The organism is Methanosarcina spelaei, from assembly GCF_002287235.1.
Classification (GTDB): Archaea; Halobacteriota; Methanosarcinia; order Methanosarcinales; family Methanosarcinaceae; genus Methanosarcina; species Methanosarcina spelaei.
The window spans coordinates 1-18,292 of sequence record NZ_LMVP01000552.1 but is presented as its reverse complement, the minus strand read 5'-3'; the positions used below and the strand labels follow the sequence as shown (position 1 = coordinate 18,292).

The window sequence follows — 18,292 nt, the reverse complement described above, 5'->3', positions numbered from 1 at the left end:
AGAATGAGTATTTATGTTGAAACTAAGTTTTTAGGTTAGACTAAGTTTTTAGGTTGAACTAAGTTTTTGATTTGAATATAGATTTCTTGTGGGGTTTAAGTTTCACGTTACATCTTCCTGTTGAACAAAAGAATGGTGTTCAAGGCGTTCAATTCTCTTTTCAAGGTTTTCTATTTGCTGAAAAATCTCTTCTGAGGTTTTTCCGTCTTCTCCCTGCTCAGCACCTGACTTTTCTTCTCCGGCTTTCTCGGCAAGTTTTTGGGCAAGCTGCATAAACTTGTCCAGTTTCATAACCGGAAAGGTCTCGAACCTGCACAACCCCATGAAAGGAAAGACGGAAGATGCATACGTTTTTTCGTCGTCAGTTTCGTAAATTATAAAAGTGCGGTAACCGGTGAGGTCAGTCCACTCATCTATTATTTTAATACCCTTTGGGTATTCGTAATTCGCATATAATTCCGCAACTTTCAAGGAGTCTTTCGGCTCCCAGGTTATTATATCCATCAGTAACATTCCCTCGTACCCCCAATATCAAAATATGGTTTGATTCCGTTTAATCGAAATCCTGTTGTTCTACCAGACTCGTATCAGCTTCAAAAATACATTTGTCAAAGTTAAGTATTGTTTCTCTTCAAACGGGCATATACTTTTAGGAACAAGTGTTCAGCAAAACAAGTCTGAAAAAGGTTTTTTATTTGTTTGAGTTAAAACTCAAGCTGTCTCTGGTTAAAATATCAACAAATTTTACAGTCTGTGCCTGAAAGAGCCGGAGTAGAATTTTAAAAAAATAAAACCTAAAAATACCATTTTTTCTGGCTAAAAACTTACTTTCTTAAAATCTGAACATAATTTTCTATGTACACATCTTTGGGTACTGACCTTATTGCAATGTATAAAAGTACAGGGACAATTATCATGTCATCAAGATAACCAATTACAGGGATGAAATCCGGTATTAAATCAATTGGTGATAATGCATAACCTATGGCGATCCATAATAATACTTTAGCAGTTTTGGGAGTCCGAGGATCTTTATATATAAGCTTACATAGTTCTATGTACTTTTTTGCATTGTTCTTTATTTCTTTTAGCTTCAGCATAACAACATAAATACAGAACTGATTGTTTATAAATAATTATCTCTATTATTTAAAATATGTATTCAGTAATCTAAAAAAGTTATACTCTTATTAATGAATAATCAAATAAAAACGAACAAAGCGAGGCACGAGTATTAAGTGAGAACTCTACAACCTGGAAGTAGATGCATTTTGAGGAAAGGCTCTATTTTGAGATTAGGGAATGTAAGGGATTTTACCTAAATTTTCTTGCATTCCTATATATTTTCCAACTTACCAATCTTATCTTTAAGATAAGAAAACATAGTTTTAGGAGGCGAAATACAGTAAATAGTTAGTTTACAAATAAATATTGATCCATGCCGGAAATTGTGGGGTTCCTGGTAATCGGATACATTTTTTCTAGCTACTATCTTAAAATTAGATAATCTTGGTTCTCAAATTACTCATTATACTAATTACTCATTATACTAAGGAGTCGTCACAGAACAAACTATGTATAAGTTTCGATTGGATGCCTTGATTTTCAAGATCATTATCACCAATTAAAAATTAACTTTATGAAAAGTTTGCCTAATCTGTTTTGTGACAGTTACTAAGGCTCGAACTTTATGAACTTATATATTATTTTATAAATACTTCAACTTTTCTATTTAGTAACAAATAAGAAAATTTTTCACAGATGTCTGCTATTAATTTCATGAGTTATATGAACAAAAAATATTTACAGCTTGTAATGTTAAGTTCATTAGGCTTGCTTATGATCGCAAACATCGCCGCCGCAGGCACCTATCTAAACTGGTGTGGTAAAGAGTGGTGGGTAAGAAGTGGAACTGGTAATCCCGGTGGTAACTATTGGAACAGTTCAGGCAACAGTGTTTGGGTTGATGAAAACCAGAAACTACACCTGACAATCCAGAAAGTCGGAGGTACGTGGTATTCAACAGAGGTCGATACAACATCTGCTGACTATACTTACGGCGTATACACGTGGAAGGTCTCATCACCAATAATGAATCTCGATCCGAACATCGTAGCTGCTATGTTTTTCCGCCATAATGATACTAATGAGATAGATATTGAAGCTACTAAGTGGGGCTGGGTATACAGTGATAGACTTAGTTATAGTGTCCAGCCAAACGCATACCAGAGTTCGATAACTTATGACTCTCCTTACCAGTACGCTACAAACGTGACATACATGTTCGACTGGGATCCAACGTATGTCCACTTCACCGCAAAGCTATCTAACGGAACTGTCATATCCGATTGGAACTGTACGGACCGGACAAGCATTCCACACGTAGAAGGCGGAGTTGCGATGCAGATGTGGCTTATGAATCACCTGGCGCCGAAAAATGGAAAGAATGCAGAGATGGTTTTATCTGACTTTAGTTACATACCATCTTAACTGAGGCAAAAACCTCTTTTCTTTTTTATTTAGATAGAATAATAACAAGAACCTCTTTTTCACTTACAAGTGTCCGTTTGTTTTTTTGTTTGAAGAATACTTGTGAATCTATCTGGTATTGTAAGGCCAAGTCTGATTTTTGATATGCTCTAAGAAGTTGCCTTAAAACTCAAGTTGTTTCCACAACTATATAATGGGTAATTTAGTCTTAAACTCAGATATAATGGGTAACTTTGTTTTAAACTCAGATATGATAGGTAATTTTGTTTTAAACTCAGATTAATGGGTAATTTTGTTTTAAATACGGATATAATGGGTGATTTAGTTTTAAATTCAGACCTTAAATTTTTCCAAAATAAAGTACATATTTGACCTTAGGTTTTCTCATATGAGTTAATTATTCGATATCTGTCATACAATAGGCATTATGTTTTGAATTTATAATTGACATTTAAATGTCTAATGCTACTGTTTTTCAGTCCAAATGAGTAAACCTTATCCCAGGTATAGGATCAAATTTAATTTTAAGATAGATTCTCAGTAAATAATTCATTAAATTGTTATACATAAAATAAGCGGATTTTCTGGTTAATAGTTACTATAAATGCCATAAATTAGTTTTCAGGAGATATTTTTTCGATATTTCTATATAACAATTAAAAGTTCCCTCAATAAAACTCAAGATTTTGTATTTTTAAGTATACAGAACTGCAATTTTTCTTCCTAACACAGCAGTATTCTGCTAATTATATATACTTGAAGTAAATTTATTCCGCTATATCCTGCCAATTAATTGAAAAATGAGGTCATAATGACCTAAATGATATAATTTTAATCTCATTTTTTATTATTATGGTGATTATAATTTTACTTGAAATTTATTAGCAGTAAGTGATTAGGGGGAATTGCGAAATGACAACCGTTCTGCCTACACGGAACAATGTCATCGCGTTTGTGCCAGCTCATAATGAGGCTGATATAATCCGTTCGACTATTGAATCCATTCTTAATCAAACAGTCAAAGTGGATATTGTTGTAATAAGTGATAACAGTACAGATGATACGGTTAGTATAGTAAGAAGTATAGCTGCCATTGATAACCGCGTAAGTTTAATAGAAACTGTTGGAAATAAATTCAAAAAGTCTGGGGCACTTAATACCGCCTATAAAAGTATCGATCTGAACTCATATGACTATGTATTATCAGTAGATGGTGATACAATCCTGGCTCCTGATCTTGTTGAGCAGGCATTAACAGAATTTCGGCTAGATCCTTTGCTTGGTGCAGTGTGCTCTCGTGCAGGCGTAGTTAAACAGATAACTAACGGGTTTCTTGAAAAGCTGGTATATCACTGGCAATATGTCGAATATGCAGAATTTGACAGAAGCCGGGTTAGTCAGGATAGGGGAATTAAAGTCGCTCACGGGATGTGTACTGTATATAAGGTAGAAGCAATAAAAGCAGTTATGGAAAGACGTATAGCTACCGGAAAACTTGACTGCACTTTATATGATATTCATAACATTACTGAAGACTACGAGTTGACAGTAACTCTAAAAGAACTTGGTTACCACACAGCTGCAGGTTTTGGAATGCATGCCTGGACAGATGTCCCGTTAAAGCTAAGAGAGTTATGGAAACAAAGGGTCCGCTGGCTTCGCGGCGGGCTTGATACATTGTGGGAGCACGGATGGAATAAAAGCACCAGAAAAGATATCCTGAACGCCGGACTCTTCTGGATTATGTTGTCTTTCCAGGTTGTTCTGCTGTATTACGCTTTATGTGACATGGTCAGGGGTGTTTATCTCCCAAATAAGATGTTTTTGATGGTAATGGGTATAATGTACGTTGACTGTGTTTATACACTGCGATATGTGCAGAATCCCAGTATTTGGGACTATCTCGTAAGGATGACATTTATTCCTCAATTATTCTATGCATGGTTCACAATTGCTCAGCTAATCTATGCATACTACTTATTCCTCTTCAAGCCTAACCAAGAGTGGTAATTCAAGAGTGGTAATATGTCATTGATGCAATACCTGCATACACTTTTCACTTCTTACACAGTTAATCTCTTCAATAGCTGGCATATAATATTGCCTCGTGACCTGCATTTGATTTTCACTTATTACGTGTTTAATCAGTTAGATAACTGGAGTGTGTTACTGCCGCGATACCTGCAAACGTTTGTCTCAGTAGTGGTTTCGGCTGATGTTACTTTAAAATTGTCAAAAGACATATACAAAACAAACGTTTTACAGAAGAATCGAAAAGGATTGTTAAAATTAAACTGGACAATTCCTGTATGGACTCGTGAAAAGACACATCCTGAATTTGATAAATACAGTATGTTTCCTGGCGAATTCTGCATAAGTAAATACATTACCGTGAGAAGACACGTAGAGACAATGATACGTAGGAGTAAACAGTGCATTAAGCTGAGATTGAAAAATATCTGTTCGCCTGATTGGGAAATGGCTAACCTGGAGCTTGTTGATATCATTGATATTCGGAAGGTTGAGTACCTCATGAGTGATTTCTATCAGCATGTCCCTATCTCCCTGGGTCTGAATGACCTCAAAGGCAATGTCCTGGTAGGTGTCGGATGGCAGGATGTCTGTACTAAATTTCATAGAGTTTGTCCTGAAACCCGCAAGTACTGTGTAGAGTGCAACATAAAACTCTCCAAAGCCTCTCTCCCTGGAGAGTTTAAGATTTACAGGTGCAAAAACAATATGTGGGACATGGCTGCTCCAATTATGATAGATGACCGACACATTGGCGATATTTACGCAGGGCAGTTCTTTTTTGAGGATGAGCCTGTGGATTATAACTTTTTTCGTTCTCAGGCAAGGAAACAAGGCTTCAATGAGGAAGAATACATAGCAGCGCTTGAAAAGGTTCCGCGGTTGAGCAGGGAAGCTCTGGATAAAGCTATTGACTTCTTGTTGACGTTTGATAAAGTACTCAATTATAAATACAATAGAAAAATTAACAACAACTCCATGGCATTCCAGATTCCCAGATATTCTTTCCAAAATCAGATTCTTATAAATGAGTTTAACGAAGACGATTAATACAGCGTTAATAACATCATAGCTTTACCGCTGTTTATTTTTTAGTCTCATCTGTTGTAAAACTATGTTGTGTTAACTGCAATACTTGTGGTACGTTTTTTGGAATCTGCTATATTGAAAAATCTTACAAAACGTATGAGAAATTTTTCCTTCTTTTTTAGGAGTTTTTCCTCATACAGAAACCTTAGTAAAGATCGTCACTGGAATCCTCTTTGTTTTCAATACATTTTAAGGCTTCAAGTTTCCTTTGTGCATCTGCCATATCGGGATAGAGACGCAGGATTTCATTGAAGGTGTTTATGGCCTCAGTATATCTTCCCATTTTTCCCAGAATAACTCCTCTGTAATTCATGGACTGAACATCGTGAGGTTTTATCCTGAGTAGTCTGTCAAAGGCTCTCAGTGCATCTTCATACTCTTCTATTTTTGCAAGAGAGATTCCTAGATATTTTAAGGACTGCTCGTGCCAGGGGTTAAGGGCAAGAGCTTCGCCAAATGCCCGGCAGGCAGTTTCATAGAGCTTCTGTTTGAAACAGACAACTCCTACACTATAAATTGCCTTGATGTTTTCAGGGTCTTTTTCCAGTATAAGGTCAAAGGCTTTCAGGGCTTCTCTGTACATTTCAAGCTTGCAGAATGCGATTCCTTTGCAGTTCAGGATGTTGATATTCTCCGGAGAAATATCAAGGATGCGGTCAAAATAATCGATAGATTCCTGAGGTCTATCAAGCTTGATAAGAGTCATGGCTGCATTGTACAGGACTTCTTCATTCTTCGGATTGAAAAGGGCAGCTTTTTCAAAGGCTTTCAGGGCTGCCTCCGGGCTTTCGAGTTCCAACAGGCAGAGCCCAAGGTAGTTCAAACTTTCAGGATCTTCTGGTGAAGCTTCCAGCAGTACTCCAAAGGCCTCGGCAGCAGCTTCGTACTCCTCAAGATTGAAAAGCACAAGCCCACTGTAGTATAGGGCTTCTCTATTAGCAGGGTCCTGTTGCAGTATTATATCAAAAGCTTCAAGAGCTTTTTCATATTCCTGAAGCTCCATTCTGGCAATCCCGAGCATATAACAGGCTTCAGTATAATCCGGGAAATCAGGGGCGTACAGGAGTACTCTTTCAAGATCCTGAGCCGTGTCCTCAAAGTTCTGGAGCTTGAAAGTCGCCACTGATCGGCTGTAGAGAATGTTTACGTTGTCAGGGTTAAGGATTAGAGCAGAACTGAAAGCCTGGCTTGCTTCCTCATACATGTTTAATCTAAGGAAGGATAGCCCGATCTGTTCCCAGGCAGCTTCCAGAGCCGGATCGAGTTCTACGGCCTTTTCAAAAGCTTCAACGGCTTGTTCATCCTGATCAAGCCCTCTTAGAGCAAGCCCTGCTACATACCAGATGTCGGAAGCATCGGGTTTTACTTCAAGAACTTTCTCAAATGTATCAATGGCAGCCTCATAACACTCCAGGTTGAGCTGGGAAAGCCCCATTTTCATCCAGGCATCTTCGGTTTCAGCGTCATTTAGTTTCTCTTTTAATACAAATTTATCTTTTAGTCCTGACTTATCTTCTAACCTTAATTTATCCTCTAACTCAAGGTCTTCTTTTGTTTTTTCTCTCTCAATTTCATCCAGGCTTAATTCGTTAACTTCTTCAGGAGATTCCGTCTGATCTCCCAGGACAGCCTGTTCGAAGGACTCCAGGGCTTCAGCATAGTATCCAAGAGAAAATAAAATAAGTCCTCTCCTGTACCAGGCTTTTTCAAAGGCAGGATAAAAGGAAAGAAGTTCTGAAAATATTCCAAGAGCTTCCTCAGGTCTGCCAAGTTCCTGAAACACCACACCTTTACCGTAGAGGGCCTCTTTTGAAGCCGAATCACTTGCTGTAAGTTTTCCAAGGGGCAGAAGGGCTTCTTCATACCTTCCAAGCTCTATCAATGAGAATGCAAACTTTTCGAAGAGTTCTTCAAAAGCCTTTGTGTTCTCGAAAGCTGGAATTTCGTCTGCATTTTCTTCTCCTGCCCTTTTTTCATAGTTTTCTTCTTCAAACTCTCCAGTATCCTTAATGTTAAAGTTCTCAGTTTCAAGTTCGAGAAGAGTGTCAACTGTAGAAACCATTTCTTCTGGCTTTCCAAGTTCGAAGAGGGCCAGGGCTTTTTTGTACAGAATTTCGAGGTCCACTGCCCCGAAACTAAGGATAACATCAAAGATTTCCACTGCTTTTTCATATTCTCTGTTTTCAAAGTGGGAGATTCCTGTATAATAAAGAATTTCGGGTTCCTGGCAGCCAAGGTCAAGAGCGTTTTCAAAGGATTTTGAGGCTTCTTCAAAGTTCCCGAGCCTGAAGAAAGCAATACCCCTGTAGTAATATAGATTTTCTTTTTTCGGGCAATATTCCAGCGCCGTTTTAAATGCTTCAATGGCCTCCGGATATTCCTCAAGCTCGAAATGAGTATAAGCTTTTTGCTCAAGGGCATAAGTGCAGTCAGGTTTCAATTTAAGGACAGAGTCATACATAGTCAAAGCTCCCTTTACTTCTCCAAGGGCTTTTAAAGCAACTCCTTTCCTGAAAAGGACAGTTTTTCGCTCCGGATTTTCCCGTAAAACCTGATCAAAGAGTCCAAGGGCTTCTTCATAAAATCCCTGCTTGAAGCAAGCTGTGCTCAGGTGTGCAAGAGCTTCAGTATCGGATGGATTTCTTTTGAGGACTTCTCTGAAACCTGAAGCCGATTCTTCATATTTCCCCAATCGCAGTAAAGCCAGGCTTCTCATGTAAAGGGCATCAAAGTTTTCAGAATTCTTTTTAAGTACAGCTTCAAAAACTCTTATAGCTTCCTCAAAGTTCCCAAGTTCGAGACAGGAAACCCCCAACTGATAACAGGTATCCCGATAAACAGGATCAAGCTCAAGGACTTTCTTGAAGTCTTTTATCGCTTCCTCATGCTGCTTCAGCTTTGAATGGGATATTCCTTTCAAATACCAGGCCTCTACAAACAGGAGATTCTCTTCGGTAAGTCTTGAGAATACCTCCAATGCTTTTTCGTAATCTTCCAACCTGATAAGTGCAAGCCCTTTCCAGTAGAACGCAGAGAACTTTTCTTCAGAGTTCTTTTGTTCAAATGAGTTTTTTTCAGAGATATTTTTTTCAAAGGTATTTCTTTCAGAGGTATTTCTTTCAGAGGTATTTCTTTCAGAGATATTTTTTTCAGATAATTTTTGTTCAGGGCAGTATACAAAAGAGTCTTTATCTGAGCCTTCACTTACTTCTTCAAAAAGAGAAAGGGCTTTATCGTACTCTCCGGATTCAAAACTGGCAATCCCCAACTCAAACTTTACTTCTTTGTTGTCAGGGTCAAGTTCCAGTATTCTGGCGAGGGTTTCAGCTCCGGATTTATAATTCTTTAACTGCAGGAAGCAAATAGCTTTTTTATGGAGTACAGAAAAGTTCTCTCGATTTCTTTCAAGTACAGCATCAAAAGCTTCAATGGCAGCTTTGTACTGTTCGGTTTCAAACAGACAGATGGCTCTGTATTCGATGGCTTCTTGCATTTCTGGATTAAGGCGAACTGCAGACTCAAAGGCATATACTGCTTCCTCTAACATATTTATCCTGTAAAGGCTAAGGCCTTTGTAATACCAGAGAATATCGGAATCCGGCTTTTCTTCAAGAGCACTCTCAAAGGTTTCCAGGGCAGGAAGGTACCTTTCAAGCTGCATTTGCGCAAATCCTTTGTAAGTACGGGCGTCCTCATAGTTAGAATTCTTGTCCTTGTAATCAGGACTCTCTATCTCATCGTATTTGGGGTTATTTATATCATCAGGATTGAGATTTTTTTCATCAAGATTGAGATTTTTTATCTCATTATAGTCAGAATTATTTACTTCTCTATAATCTAGATTTTTTGCAATTACTTCATCAAAAGCTCTTATAGCCTCTTCAAAACGTTCCAGTTTTATCAGGGAAAGCCCTTTTCTATACCAGGCTTCCCTGGACTCTGGATTCTCACTGAGTACCTGATCAAAAGCCTGAAGTGCAGTCTCATACTTTCCAATTTTCATTGCAAATTTCCCTTTCCTGAAATGGATTTCCTGATCTTCGGGACTTTTAGCAGCTAGTCTTTCAAAGGTTTCCAGGGCTTCTTCCTGCTTTCCGAGCTCAACCTGAGTAGCTGCAAGGCTATATAATAAATCGGGATAATCCGGATTAAGAGACAGGACTTTGTCAAAGCATTCCAGGGCAGTTTTCATTCTTCCTAGCTTTAGCAGAGCCGTTCCTCTGTTGTAAATGGAATCAAGGTCTTCAGGGTTAATTTTAAGAACTTCATCAAAGGCTTCACTGGCTTTTTCATATTTGTCGGCAGCCAGTAATGTTAGTCCTTTATTTCTCCAGGCATCTTCAAAGTCAGGATTGAGGCTCACAGCTTTTCCAAAAGCCTCAAGAGCTTCTTCCGTTTTTCCAAGATTTCCGAGTACTATTCCTTTATTATTCCAGCCTTTCTCAAGATATGGGTTCAACTGCAGACCTTCTTCAAAGGCTTCAAGAGATTCTTCATAACGTTCCAAAGAATAGAGTGCAAAGCCCTTATTCATCCAGCAGGCTTCATTATCGGGCTTGAGTTCAGCAACTTTCTCAAGAGCTTTCAGGGAAGGCTCGAATTTTCCACTGTCAAGGAGAATTAATCCTTTTTGGAGCCAGAGCTCGTGGTTTTCGGGTTCTTTTTCAAGGCTCAGTGTAAGAGATTCAAGGGCCTCTTCGGTACGGCCTAACTTGATCAGCATAGTGCCCCTGAACTTTTGGGCCTTAACAAGTTCTGGGTTCTGTTCAAGCATGAAATCGAAGGCTTCGAGGGCTTTTTCATATTTTCCTTCCATGGCAAGAAAACGTCCCTGCTGGTACAGGGCGTCTCTATATGAAGGGTCCAGTTCGGCAGTTCTTGAAAACGACTGTGCAGCCTCCCCAAAACGCTGCAGTTTCGCAAGAGCAAGAGCTCTGTTATACCAAATTTCCTTCATATCAGGATATATTTCAAGTACAGAGTCAAAGGCTTCAAGGGCTTCTTCATAAACCTCAAGCTTCATCAGAGCAAGGCATTTGTAATTCCATGCCTCGTAATATGTGGGGTCCAGCCTGATTGCCTCTTCGAAAGCTTTTATGGCATCATTGAGCCTGAGCAGCTGGATAAGAGCAAGACCTTTCTTGAGCCAGATTTCTTTATTTCCCGGATTTATTTTCAAGATTTTCGAAAAAGTTTTCTCGGCATCTTCGTAACGGGAAAGTTCATTTAAAAGAATACCCTTTTGATAGAGAGCAGTCTCGCTGACAGGAAATTTCCTTAAAAATGCATCAACGCATTCCAGAGCTTCTTCACTCTTTCCAAGCTTTATCAGCAAAGAGTATTTTTGTTTCCAGGCCTCTTTATATCTGGAATTTTCCCGAATCAGAACATCAAAGCATTCCAGCGCTTCTCCATACTTCTCAAGCTTTGCAAGAACCAGGCCTTTTGCATAGCAAGCGTCTGTATTTTTCGGGTTGATCTTAAGTGCGTGTTCAAAACATTCCAGGGCTTCTTCGTAACTTCTGGCTTTTGCAGTTACGGTGCCTCGGGCATACCAGGCTATTCCGCATTCCGGCTCAAGTTCAAGTGCTTTCTCAAAACAAAGAATTGAAGCCTCAGTTTTTTCCAGTTCGGCAAGCGCTATTCCTTTATGGTACCATATTTTTGTACTGTCAGGATTTATTTCAAGTGCGTTGTCATAAGCTTCTAGAGCTGCTTCAAACTTTTCAAGAGTGACCAGAGCGATTCCTTTTTTGTAGAGAGCATCGAAATTTTCGGGCTCAAAGTGCAGGATCTGGTCAAAGGAGTCGAGGGCATCTTCTGGTTTTTTTATTTTTAGCAGGGCGAGTCCTCTATTAAAAAGAGCTCCTATGTGACCTGGATCTTTGTCTACAATCTTGTTGAAAACATTAATTGATTTTTCGTACCTTTTTTGTTTAATCAGGCCAAGTCCTCTTTGAAAAGCTTCATCGTGATTGATAACCAACTCCTCCGATCTTTTTTCTGATCCTGTTCCTATATTCCTGATTCGATTTATGCACTTTCCTTACTTTGTTTCTGCACTTTCCTTACTTTGTTTCTGCACTTTCCTTACTTTGTTTCTGCACTTTCCTTACTTTGTTTCTGCACTTTCTTGACTCTGTTTTAGCACTTTTTGATTCTATTCCTGAAAGCCCAAAGATCTGAAACTTGAATATTAGTCTTTTTATCAAACCTTTATAATATTTTGCTCTGTTTTCCCCAACTTCTCATTTTTTATGAGTCTTTCCTCTAACTCGCCACTTAAAACTCTTTTCCAAAGTGGTAGCTATTTTTTAGTGTTAATCGCTAAGTTTAGTATACATCCAACTCGAAATCTATTATCATTATTAATTTTTGTTTAGAATCTAATTTCCTAACATTGTATATAAACGATCCTCAATAATTAAGCATGGGGGAATAATTTTTAGTCTATTTTTTAAATATTTTTAAAAAAATATCTCATGGATTCTGCGGACAACTTGTAATATAAATAAACTGTTAATGAAAAATAAATATGCAAACTCTAAATAAAATCTAATCGAATCTAAAATTAATTAAAATCTAAATCTAATTAAAATCTAAATCAATTTTTCTAAAATTGAAGTTAAACCTTAATGATTCCTAAAACTGCTTCCTGAAGGTGCCTGCATGTTTCTTTGTTGAAACAAACAAGAAAAACTTTTTCAGGCAATCCATTTTCCTGAAGGAACTTAGCTATTTCGGAAACTGCAATTCCTGCAGCTCGTTCTGAAGGAAAGTTATATGCTCCTGTACTTATAGCTGGAAAAGCAATGGTTTTTATGGCATATTCTCCTGCAAGTTCAAGGCTTTCTCTGTAGCAGGAAGCCAGTAAACCGTCCTCTCCTTTCTGACCTCTCTGCCATATCGGCCCGACAGTATGTATTACCCATTTTGCAGGCAGGCAATATCCCTTTGTAATTTTTGCTTCTCCTGTAGCACAACCTTTCAAACCCTTACATTCTTCCAGCAGTCCTGGCCCTGCGGCTCTATGAATAGAGTCATCGACTCCTCCACCCCCAAGAAGAGTCGAGTTTGCGGCATTTACGATTGCATCTACTTTTAGCTCTACGATATCCTCCTGAATTACTGTTAACCTGTCCGAAATGCGTGCCATAATCTGCCTTTTGCTTCGCTTCTTTATATATTGCCCGATACATTTTCCACTATACTGTTTGTATTTATCTGCAATTTCCTGTTTCTACTATTTTGGGTAACTTCTGGCTTTGCTTTCTCTCTTTATTGTTTTGTTTTACTCTTTATTCTGCCTTCTTCTTTTTGTTTTATTCTTTATTCTGCCTTCTTCTTTTTGTTTTATTCTTTTATTCTGCCTTCTTCTTTTTGTTTTATTCTTTTATTTTGCCTTCTTCTTTTTTCTTTTACTCTTCTACTTTGCCTAATTGTTTTTCCATTTGCTGCTTTATAGTACGATTTTTTCTTTGATGTTCTTCTTCAGTTTATGGATTCCCAAACAATGATATAGCATAAAACCTAGATTATATTAGTCAATCTGGGCACAGGGATTTGGTTTTCCCGAAGGTGATTACTTGCCTTTTATGGGAACTTTTAATATTTTGATATGCCTCAAAGGGTTAGAAAACTATAAGTTATCGATCTGAAAGATCAATAGCATACGAGAATGTAGTAGAAAACTCAAAAGGTTAAAAACTTACAGAGAATTTCGATAAACCCCAGTTTATGGCTGGTTGCTTATAAACAGTATATGAGTAATTTCTTGATTTAGAGGTTTATCGAAATTCTCTACAAATTGAAACTTTACATGGGGAGATAATCATGAATGAAATGACACTCAAAGAGAGACTTTTAAACGCGCTTGAAGGTAAAGAAGTTGATAAAGTGCCTGTCTGTTCTGTGACTCAGACAGGAATCGTTGAATTAATGGACGAAGTAGGGGCTCCCTGGCCGGAGGCTCATTCTGACCCTGAACAAATGGCAAAGCTCGCGATTGCAAACTATGAGCTCAGCGGGCTTGAAGCTGTAAGAGTTCCATATTGCCTGACTGTACTCGCCGAGGCTATGGGTTGTGAGGTTAATATGGGAACCAAAAACAGGCAGCCGTCAGTTACTGCACATCCTTATCCCAAGGACCTCGAGGGCATGGAAATGCCTGAGAACCTGCTTGACATGGGCAGGATCCGGGCTGTACTTGATTCGATAAAAATTATAAAGGAAAGAGTAGGACCAGATGTACCTATTATAGGAGGAATGGAAGGACCAGTTACTCTTGCCTCCGATCTGGCGAGCGTGAAGTCCTTTATGAAGTGGTCTATTAAAAAACCCGATCTATTACATAAGGTGCTGGATTTTGCAACCGATGCCACAATAGCGTATGCAAATTCAATGGTTATTGCGGGAGCGGATGTCATCTCCGTTGCAGATCCTGTAGCATCTCCTGACCTGATGAGTCCGGATTCTTTTAAAAATGAGCTTCAGTCAAGGCTGCAGAATTTTTCCTCAAACGTAAATTCGGTTACGGTTCTGCATATCTGTGGAAATGTGGGCCCGATCCTTGACTATATGGCAGATTGTGGTTTCGAAGGTTTGAGCGTTGAAGAAAAGGTTGGTAGTATTAAAAAGGCTAAGGAAGTACTTGGGGACAGAGCAAGGCTCGTAGGGAATATCTCCAGTCCGTTTGTTTTGCTTCCGGGTCCGATCGATAAGATAAAAGAAGAATCGAAAAAAGCTATTTCAGAAGGTGTAGATGTACTGGCACCTGGCTGCGGAATTGCACCTATGACTCCTCTTTCCCACATTAAAGCTATGGTCGAGGCAAGAGACGAGTACTACGCTTGAAGATTCGTAGAAGTAAAACGAGTTTAATTAATTTATCAGCTAATTTTTACAAACTTTACTATCTTCATTACTTTTATTACTATTTTTATACTATTTTTATCACTGTTTCCGATTTTTATATCTCAATTTTGTCGCTTATGTCTTATTCTAGAGGTTTGTGTCTTATTCTAGAGGTTTGTGTTTTACTCTGGAAGTTTGTGCCTCATTCTGGAAGTTTGTGTCTCATTCTGGAAGTTTGTGTCTCATTCTGGAAGTATGGGATCTGACTCGTCTCTCTAGCAGACTACTTCTGATCATTCATTTCTGATGGAGTTTCTCGTGCCCTGCCTAATTATAAATCTAGAGTAAACTAAGTAACTGTCACAAAACAGATTAGGCAAACTTTTACTAAAGTTAATTTTTAATTGGTGATAATGATCTTGAAAATTAAGGCATCCAATCGAAACTTATACATAGTTTGTTCTGTGACGACTCCTAAGTGTTAGCTAGAGTAAACTAAATGTTAGTGTTTACAATCACAACTCTGGTATTCATTCAATTAATTCTGCTTAACAAAAATCGCTGCAAGTGCTAAATGAGTCCTCAGTACTAAAAACTCTATATATTTATCAAGGAAAAATATAAACTACAATCGGGATTTTAAAAAAGGAAAAGGAGAATTGCCTTGATTAGAGGCCGTAGTTCTCCGGCTTGAAGACTTTAACTTCCTGTTTATACTTTGTGAGACAATCGCTCATGAACTGGTCCTTGTCGTCAGTAAGACCTTCAAAAGCTGCTTTTGCATCTGAAAGGGCTTTGGCTTCGAATCTGGAGAGTTCAAGTTTCTTCTTTGCTCCTTCTTCTACGATGTTAATGCATTCAATTGCAGCGTTCTTAGCGCGAAGGTATATATCGTCTCCGTTCTTTACAATTGCCTGCCCGACTCTATAGGCGTTGGGGTATGCGAGTACATAGCCCTGTGCGTCTCTATTTAGATCGGAAGCTGCAAACATATCTCTCAGGATCTTTTCGTTGCCCGACTTGAGAGCGACATTCATGAGGGCACAGTCATATGCAAGGGTCTCAGACCAGCACTGGACAGTTGTACCACCGAATTCACCGTGGTATTCAACCGATTCGTTGGACCAGAGGTCACAGCACTGCATGACCAGGTTACCCATGAGGTCAGAGTGGGCACAGGTTGAGGTCTTACCCTCCTGAGCAATCGGGACACCTGCAATGGATTTTACAATGGTGTTCTCGTAACCGCAGTCTTTTCCAGGGCCTACTGCACCGGCCTCATAAGCAACTAGGGATCTTGCAGCAGAAATTGCTCTTGCAATAATTGCGAGTGTGTGGGCTAGGTTTTTATCCAGCAGTCCACCTGCAATGAACATTGCAGTGTTTGCCTGGGCACAGTCTGTATCACCTGAGGCTACAGTTCCTGTCTTCTTTGCAATTGATGCAATATCTTGCCAGATCATTTCCATATCTATGCTGCCGAGAACACCTATGCCGTAAAGTACTCCGGCCATATCGTTCCTGAGAATTGCATAGTCAAAAACTTCTTTCCCACCCATTGACTCAACTGCAAGCATGTCAGCACCATTCTGGGCACATTGTTCGAAGGCCTCCAAAAAGGTGTTATATTTGTCTCCTCCTCTGAGCTCGAGGTATTCCCTGCTCTCACGGATGTCACCAATGGTGTGGCGGAGTGCACACTTTATGCCGTATTCGTCATGGTAATCTTCCATGATAGTCTTCTGGGCATGTGCAACGGCTGCTCCCCAATCCGGGTTATTGGACATCTGCTGAACGTGTTCGGTTTCAAGTACGACAGAAGGAGCTCCGATCTGAACCATCCTTGCCATGATGTCAGTAGTAATCCTTTCATATTCTTTTATTAGCTTTTCTTTGGATGCGCCAGCTTCGGGTCTTGGGGCATAGTTAACTTCAGGAGTTGTGTAACCGGCACCGATTTCTAGTCCCAGCCCGGTTTTAACTGGCGTGATAGCTTTTCCGAAAACCATGTCATCCGCGTTTGCATAAGCCATTTTAGTACATCTTGTTACTGCCATCTACTCCATCTCCTCAGTGTCTATGGAATTTCTCCCTCAATTTCACAATGTTATCTCCATTTGCCTTGATGAAATCGGCTATTTTCGCGGCATCGGCTGCTTCCTCACCGTACACGCCAAGATCATACTCTGACACGAAGTCCTGGTTGACAGCACCACCACCGCATGCGAATGGAATCCTGTATCCTTTCTCTAGAAGTTTGTCATTAACTTCCTTGAATGCATACATAGTTGTTGTCATGAGGGCTGTACCTGTAAGCATGAGAGGCTTTTCTTTCTCTACGGCAGCTATTACTTCGTCCACAGGGACATCTCTTCCAAGATCTACTACATCATAGCCGGCTGCTCTCAGTAGTGCGGCCACAATGTTCTTTCCGATATCGTGCACGTCACCTTCTGCAACGTGACAAACAATTTTTCCTTTGGTTTCAGGTGATTTTCCTGCTTTTCGCTTAACGTATTCGATACCTTCCAACATGGCGTCAGCAGACATCATGACGTTTGGCAGGAAAATGACTCCCTCATCATAAAGCCTAGAGACTACTCCCATTCCAACCATCAATGCGTCATTAATAAGGGAGATAGGGTCTTTCCCGGCGCTGATAGCTTTTTCCAACCCTTCAACAACATCGTCCTCTTCGCCTTCAAAGATAGCCTTTGCAATCGGATAAATCGTTGAATCTTTTGGGTAAAGTTCTTCTGCAGCATCTTCCGGTGTCATTTCCTTTTCCATTTTTACGTTGTAACGAACCAGAATACCACTGGGATCTATATCTATCAAATGTCTAACCTCCATTTTGGCATTTGAGGAGCAAATAATCCCTGATCATTTACAGGGATAAAAATCGGGTTAAAAATCTAAATTCTCCTGAGATAGATCTTACTTTATATCTTAGTCTTGTTTATCACTTAATCTCCCTGTTTTTTCATAGTAACAACTACATGAGATCCAAACAGGTTTAAACTTCCCAAGTTCTTCCCAATTTCTTAAAGGGACTCCTAACTCCTCTTAATTTAATTGGAATCCTATATATATAAAACTCACTGAGCAAGTTTAAGGTTCTTAATACTGAACTTCAAGCTATAATTTCGTTACTGGAAAGCCTTATAATTCTCTATATTCAGTTTTTACGATTTTTTTTAACTCATATAGTTTAAAACATATACAATTATTAATACTCACAAATTTTTTAATAGCATCATGAGTCCCTTAATTTTTCAGCAGGTTGAGCTAATTATCAGAAAACGTATTGTAATAACAGTTACTCAATAAATTTAAAAATAATTCATGTACTTAACAATAAATATATTCTATCTTATCCTTTATTTTTAACTTAATTTCTTTTGGGAAAGATATATCTGTCAGCCTTTTAGTTTTATTTGTCCGAAATAACTTTCCCGAAAGGTATATATGTCAGTAATCCCATTAGATGATCCCTGATCCGTGAAGATCAGTATTCATTAGATCTATAGATTTTGCAAAAATCATTTTTGCAATAAAATCTATGGTTAAAAAACATCCAAACAAAAGCTTTATATATAAGAAATGTCTTGTATGTATCCCTCACAGAAAGCAAAACTGTGAGCATTCGACTCTCTTATAATCCCATATCATTAGAATGACAATATCTCTATAGATTCAAGCAAATTTTTTATTTTGCTGTGGGTCTTTGGGTTAAAAATTGTCGGCCGGGAAAGCTTTATATATAAGAAATGTCTTGTATGTATCCCTCACACAAAGCTATTGTGTCGAGGTGAATAACACAAAGCTT

The 18,292-nt window shown here is 38.8% G+C and carries 10 protein-coding genes; 4 read left to right on the top strand and 6 right to left on the bottom strand.

Annotated features, from left to right (window positions below):
• Positions 1-102 precede the first annotated feature (102 nt).
• A complete protein-coding gene (locus ASJ81_RS21475; RefSeq protein ID WP_095646152.1) occupies positions 103-513 on the bottom strand; it encodes a DUF3303 domain-containing protein in 411 nt (136 codons plus the stop codon).
• A gap of 311 nt (positions 514-824) precedes the next feature.
• Positions 825-1,100 (bottom strand): YkvA family protein, encoded by a 276-nt coding sequence (locus ASJ81_RS21470; protein WP_095646151.1) that lies wholly within the window; start codon positions 1,098-1,100, stop codon positions 825-827.
• 991 nt (positions 1,101-2,091) lie between these two features.
• On the opposite strand from ASJ81_RS21470, the gene ASJ81_RS22420 reads away from it, so the two are divergent.
• The 3 genes from ASJ81_RS22420 (at position 2,092) to ASJ81_RS21455 (ending at position 5,571) form a co-directional block, all read left to right on the top strand.
• Positions 2,092-2,490 (top strand): hypothetical protein, encoded by a 399-nt coding sequence (locus ASJ81_RS22420; RefSeq protein WP_141241831.1) that lies wholly within the window; start codon positions 2,092-2,094, stop codon positions 2,488-2,490.
• Between the two features lie 912 nt (positions 2,491-3,402).
• Positions 3,403-4,500: a glycosyltransferase family 2 protein gene (locus tag ASJ81_RS21460; RefSeq protein ID WP_095646149.1), complete on the top strand. Its 1,098-nt coding sequence runs from the start codon at positions 3,403-3,405 to the stop codon at positions 4,498-4,500.
• Between the two features lie 15 nt (positions 4,501-4,515).
• Positions 4,516-5,571, top strand: a complete 1,056-nt coding sequence (locus tag ASJ81_RS21455) for a PocR ligand-binding domain-containing protein (protein WP_170943449.1) — start codon at positions 4,516-4,518, stop codon at positions 5,569-5,571.
• A 184-nt stretch (positions 5,572-5,755) separates the two neighbouring features.
• Here the strand turns inward: ASJ81_RS21455 and ASJ81_RS21450 are convergent, their stop codons facing one another.
• A complete protein-coding gene (locus tag ASJ81_RS21450) occupies positions 5,756-11,596 on the bottom strand; it encodes a tetratricopeptide repeat protein (protein ID WP_095646148.1) in 5,841 nt (1,946 codons plus the stop codon).
• Positions 11,597-12,235: 639 nt separating this feature from the next.
• Positions 12,236-12,766 carry an O-acetyl-ADP-ribose deacetylase gene (locus tag ASJ81_RS21445; RefSeq protein ID WP_095646147.1) on the bottom strand — a complete coding sequence of 177 codons (531 nt, stop codon included), beginning with the start codon at positions 12,764-12,766 and terminating at the stop codon, positions 12,236-12,238.
• A 677-nt stretch (positions 12,767-13,443) separates the two neighbouring features.
• Here ASJ81_RS21445 and mtaA point away from each other — a divergent pair.
• Positions 13,444-14,463, top strand: a complete 1,020-nt coding sequence (mtaA, locus tag ASJ81_RS21440; protein ID WP_095646146.1) for a methylcobamide:CoM methyltransferase MtaA — start codon at positions 13,444-13,446, stop codon at positions 14,461-14,463.
• A gap of 668 nt (positions 14,464-15,131) precedes the next feature.
• Here the strand turns inward: mtaA and mtaB are convergent.
• Both mtaB and mtaC read right to left on the bottom strand, forming a co-directional pair.
• On the bottom strand, positions 15,132-16,520 hold the full coding sequence (gene mtaB, locus ASJ81_RS21435; RefSeq protein ID WP_095646145.1) for a methanol--corrinoid protein co-methyltransferase MtaB: 1,389 nt from the start codon (positions 16,518-16,520) through the stop codon (positions 15,132-15,134).
• Positions 16,521-16,533: 13 nt separating this feature from the next.
• On the bottom strand, positions 16,534-17,316 hold the full coding sequence (gene mtaC / locus ASJ81_RS21430) for a methanol--corrinoid protein MtaC (protein WP_170943448.1): 783 nt from the start codon (positions 17,314-17,316) through the stop codon (positions 16,534-16,536).
• Positions 17,317-18,292 lie beyond the last annotated feature (976 nt).

Coding starts and splice junctions, on each gene's coding strand:
- ASJ81_RS21460 (WP_095646149.1), top strand. CDS start 3,403: ATGACAACCGTTCTGCCTACACGGAACAATGTCATCGCGTTTGTGCCA.
- mtaB (WP_095646145.1), bottom strand. CDS start 16,520: ATGGCAGTAACAAGATGTACTAAAATGGCTTATGCAAACGCGGATGAC.
- ASJ81_RS22420 (WP_141241831.1), top strand. CDS start 2,092: ATGAATCTCGATCCGAACATCGTAGCTGCTATGTTTTTCCGCCATAAT.
- ASJ81_RS21470 (WP_095646151.1), bottom strand. CDS start 1,100: ATGCTGAAGCTAAAAGAAATAAAGAACAATGCAAAAAAGTACATAGAA.
- ASJ81_RS21455 (WP_170943449.1), top strand. CDS start 4,516: ATGTCATTGATGCAATACCTGCATACACTTTTCACTTCTTACACAGTT.
- mtaA (WP_095646146.1), top strand. CDS start 13,444: ATGAATGAAATGACACTCAAAGAGAGACTTTTAAACGCGCTTGAAGGT.
- ASJ81_RS21475 (WP_095646152.1), bottom strand. CDS start 513: ATGTTACTGATGGATATAATAACCTGGGAGCCGAAAGACTCCTTGAAA.
- mtaC (WP_170943448.1), bottom strand. CDS start 17,316: ATGGAGGTTAGACATTTGATAGATATAGATCCCAGTGGTATTCTGGTT.
- ASJ81_RS21445 (WP_095646147.1), bottom strand. CDS start 12,766: ATGGCACGCATTTCGGACAGGTTAACAGTAATTCAGGAGGATATCGTA.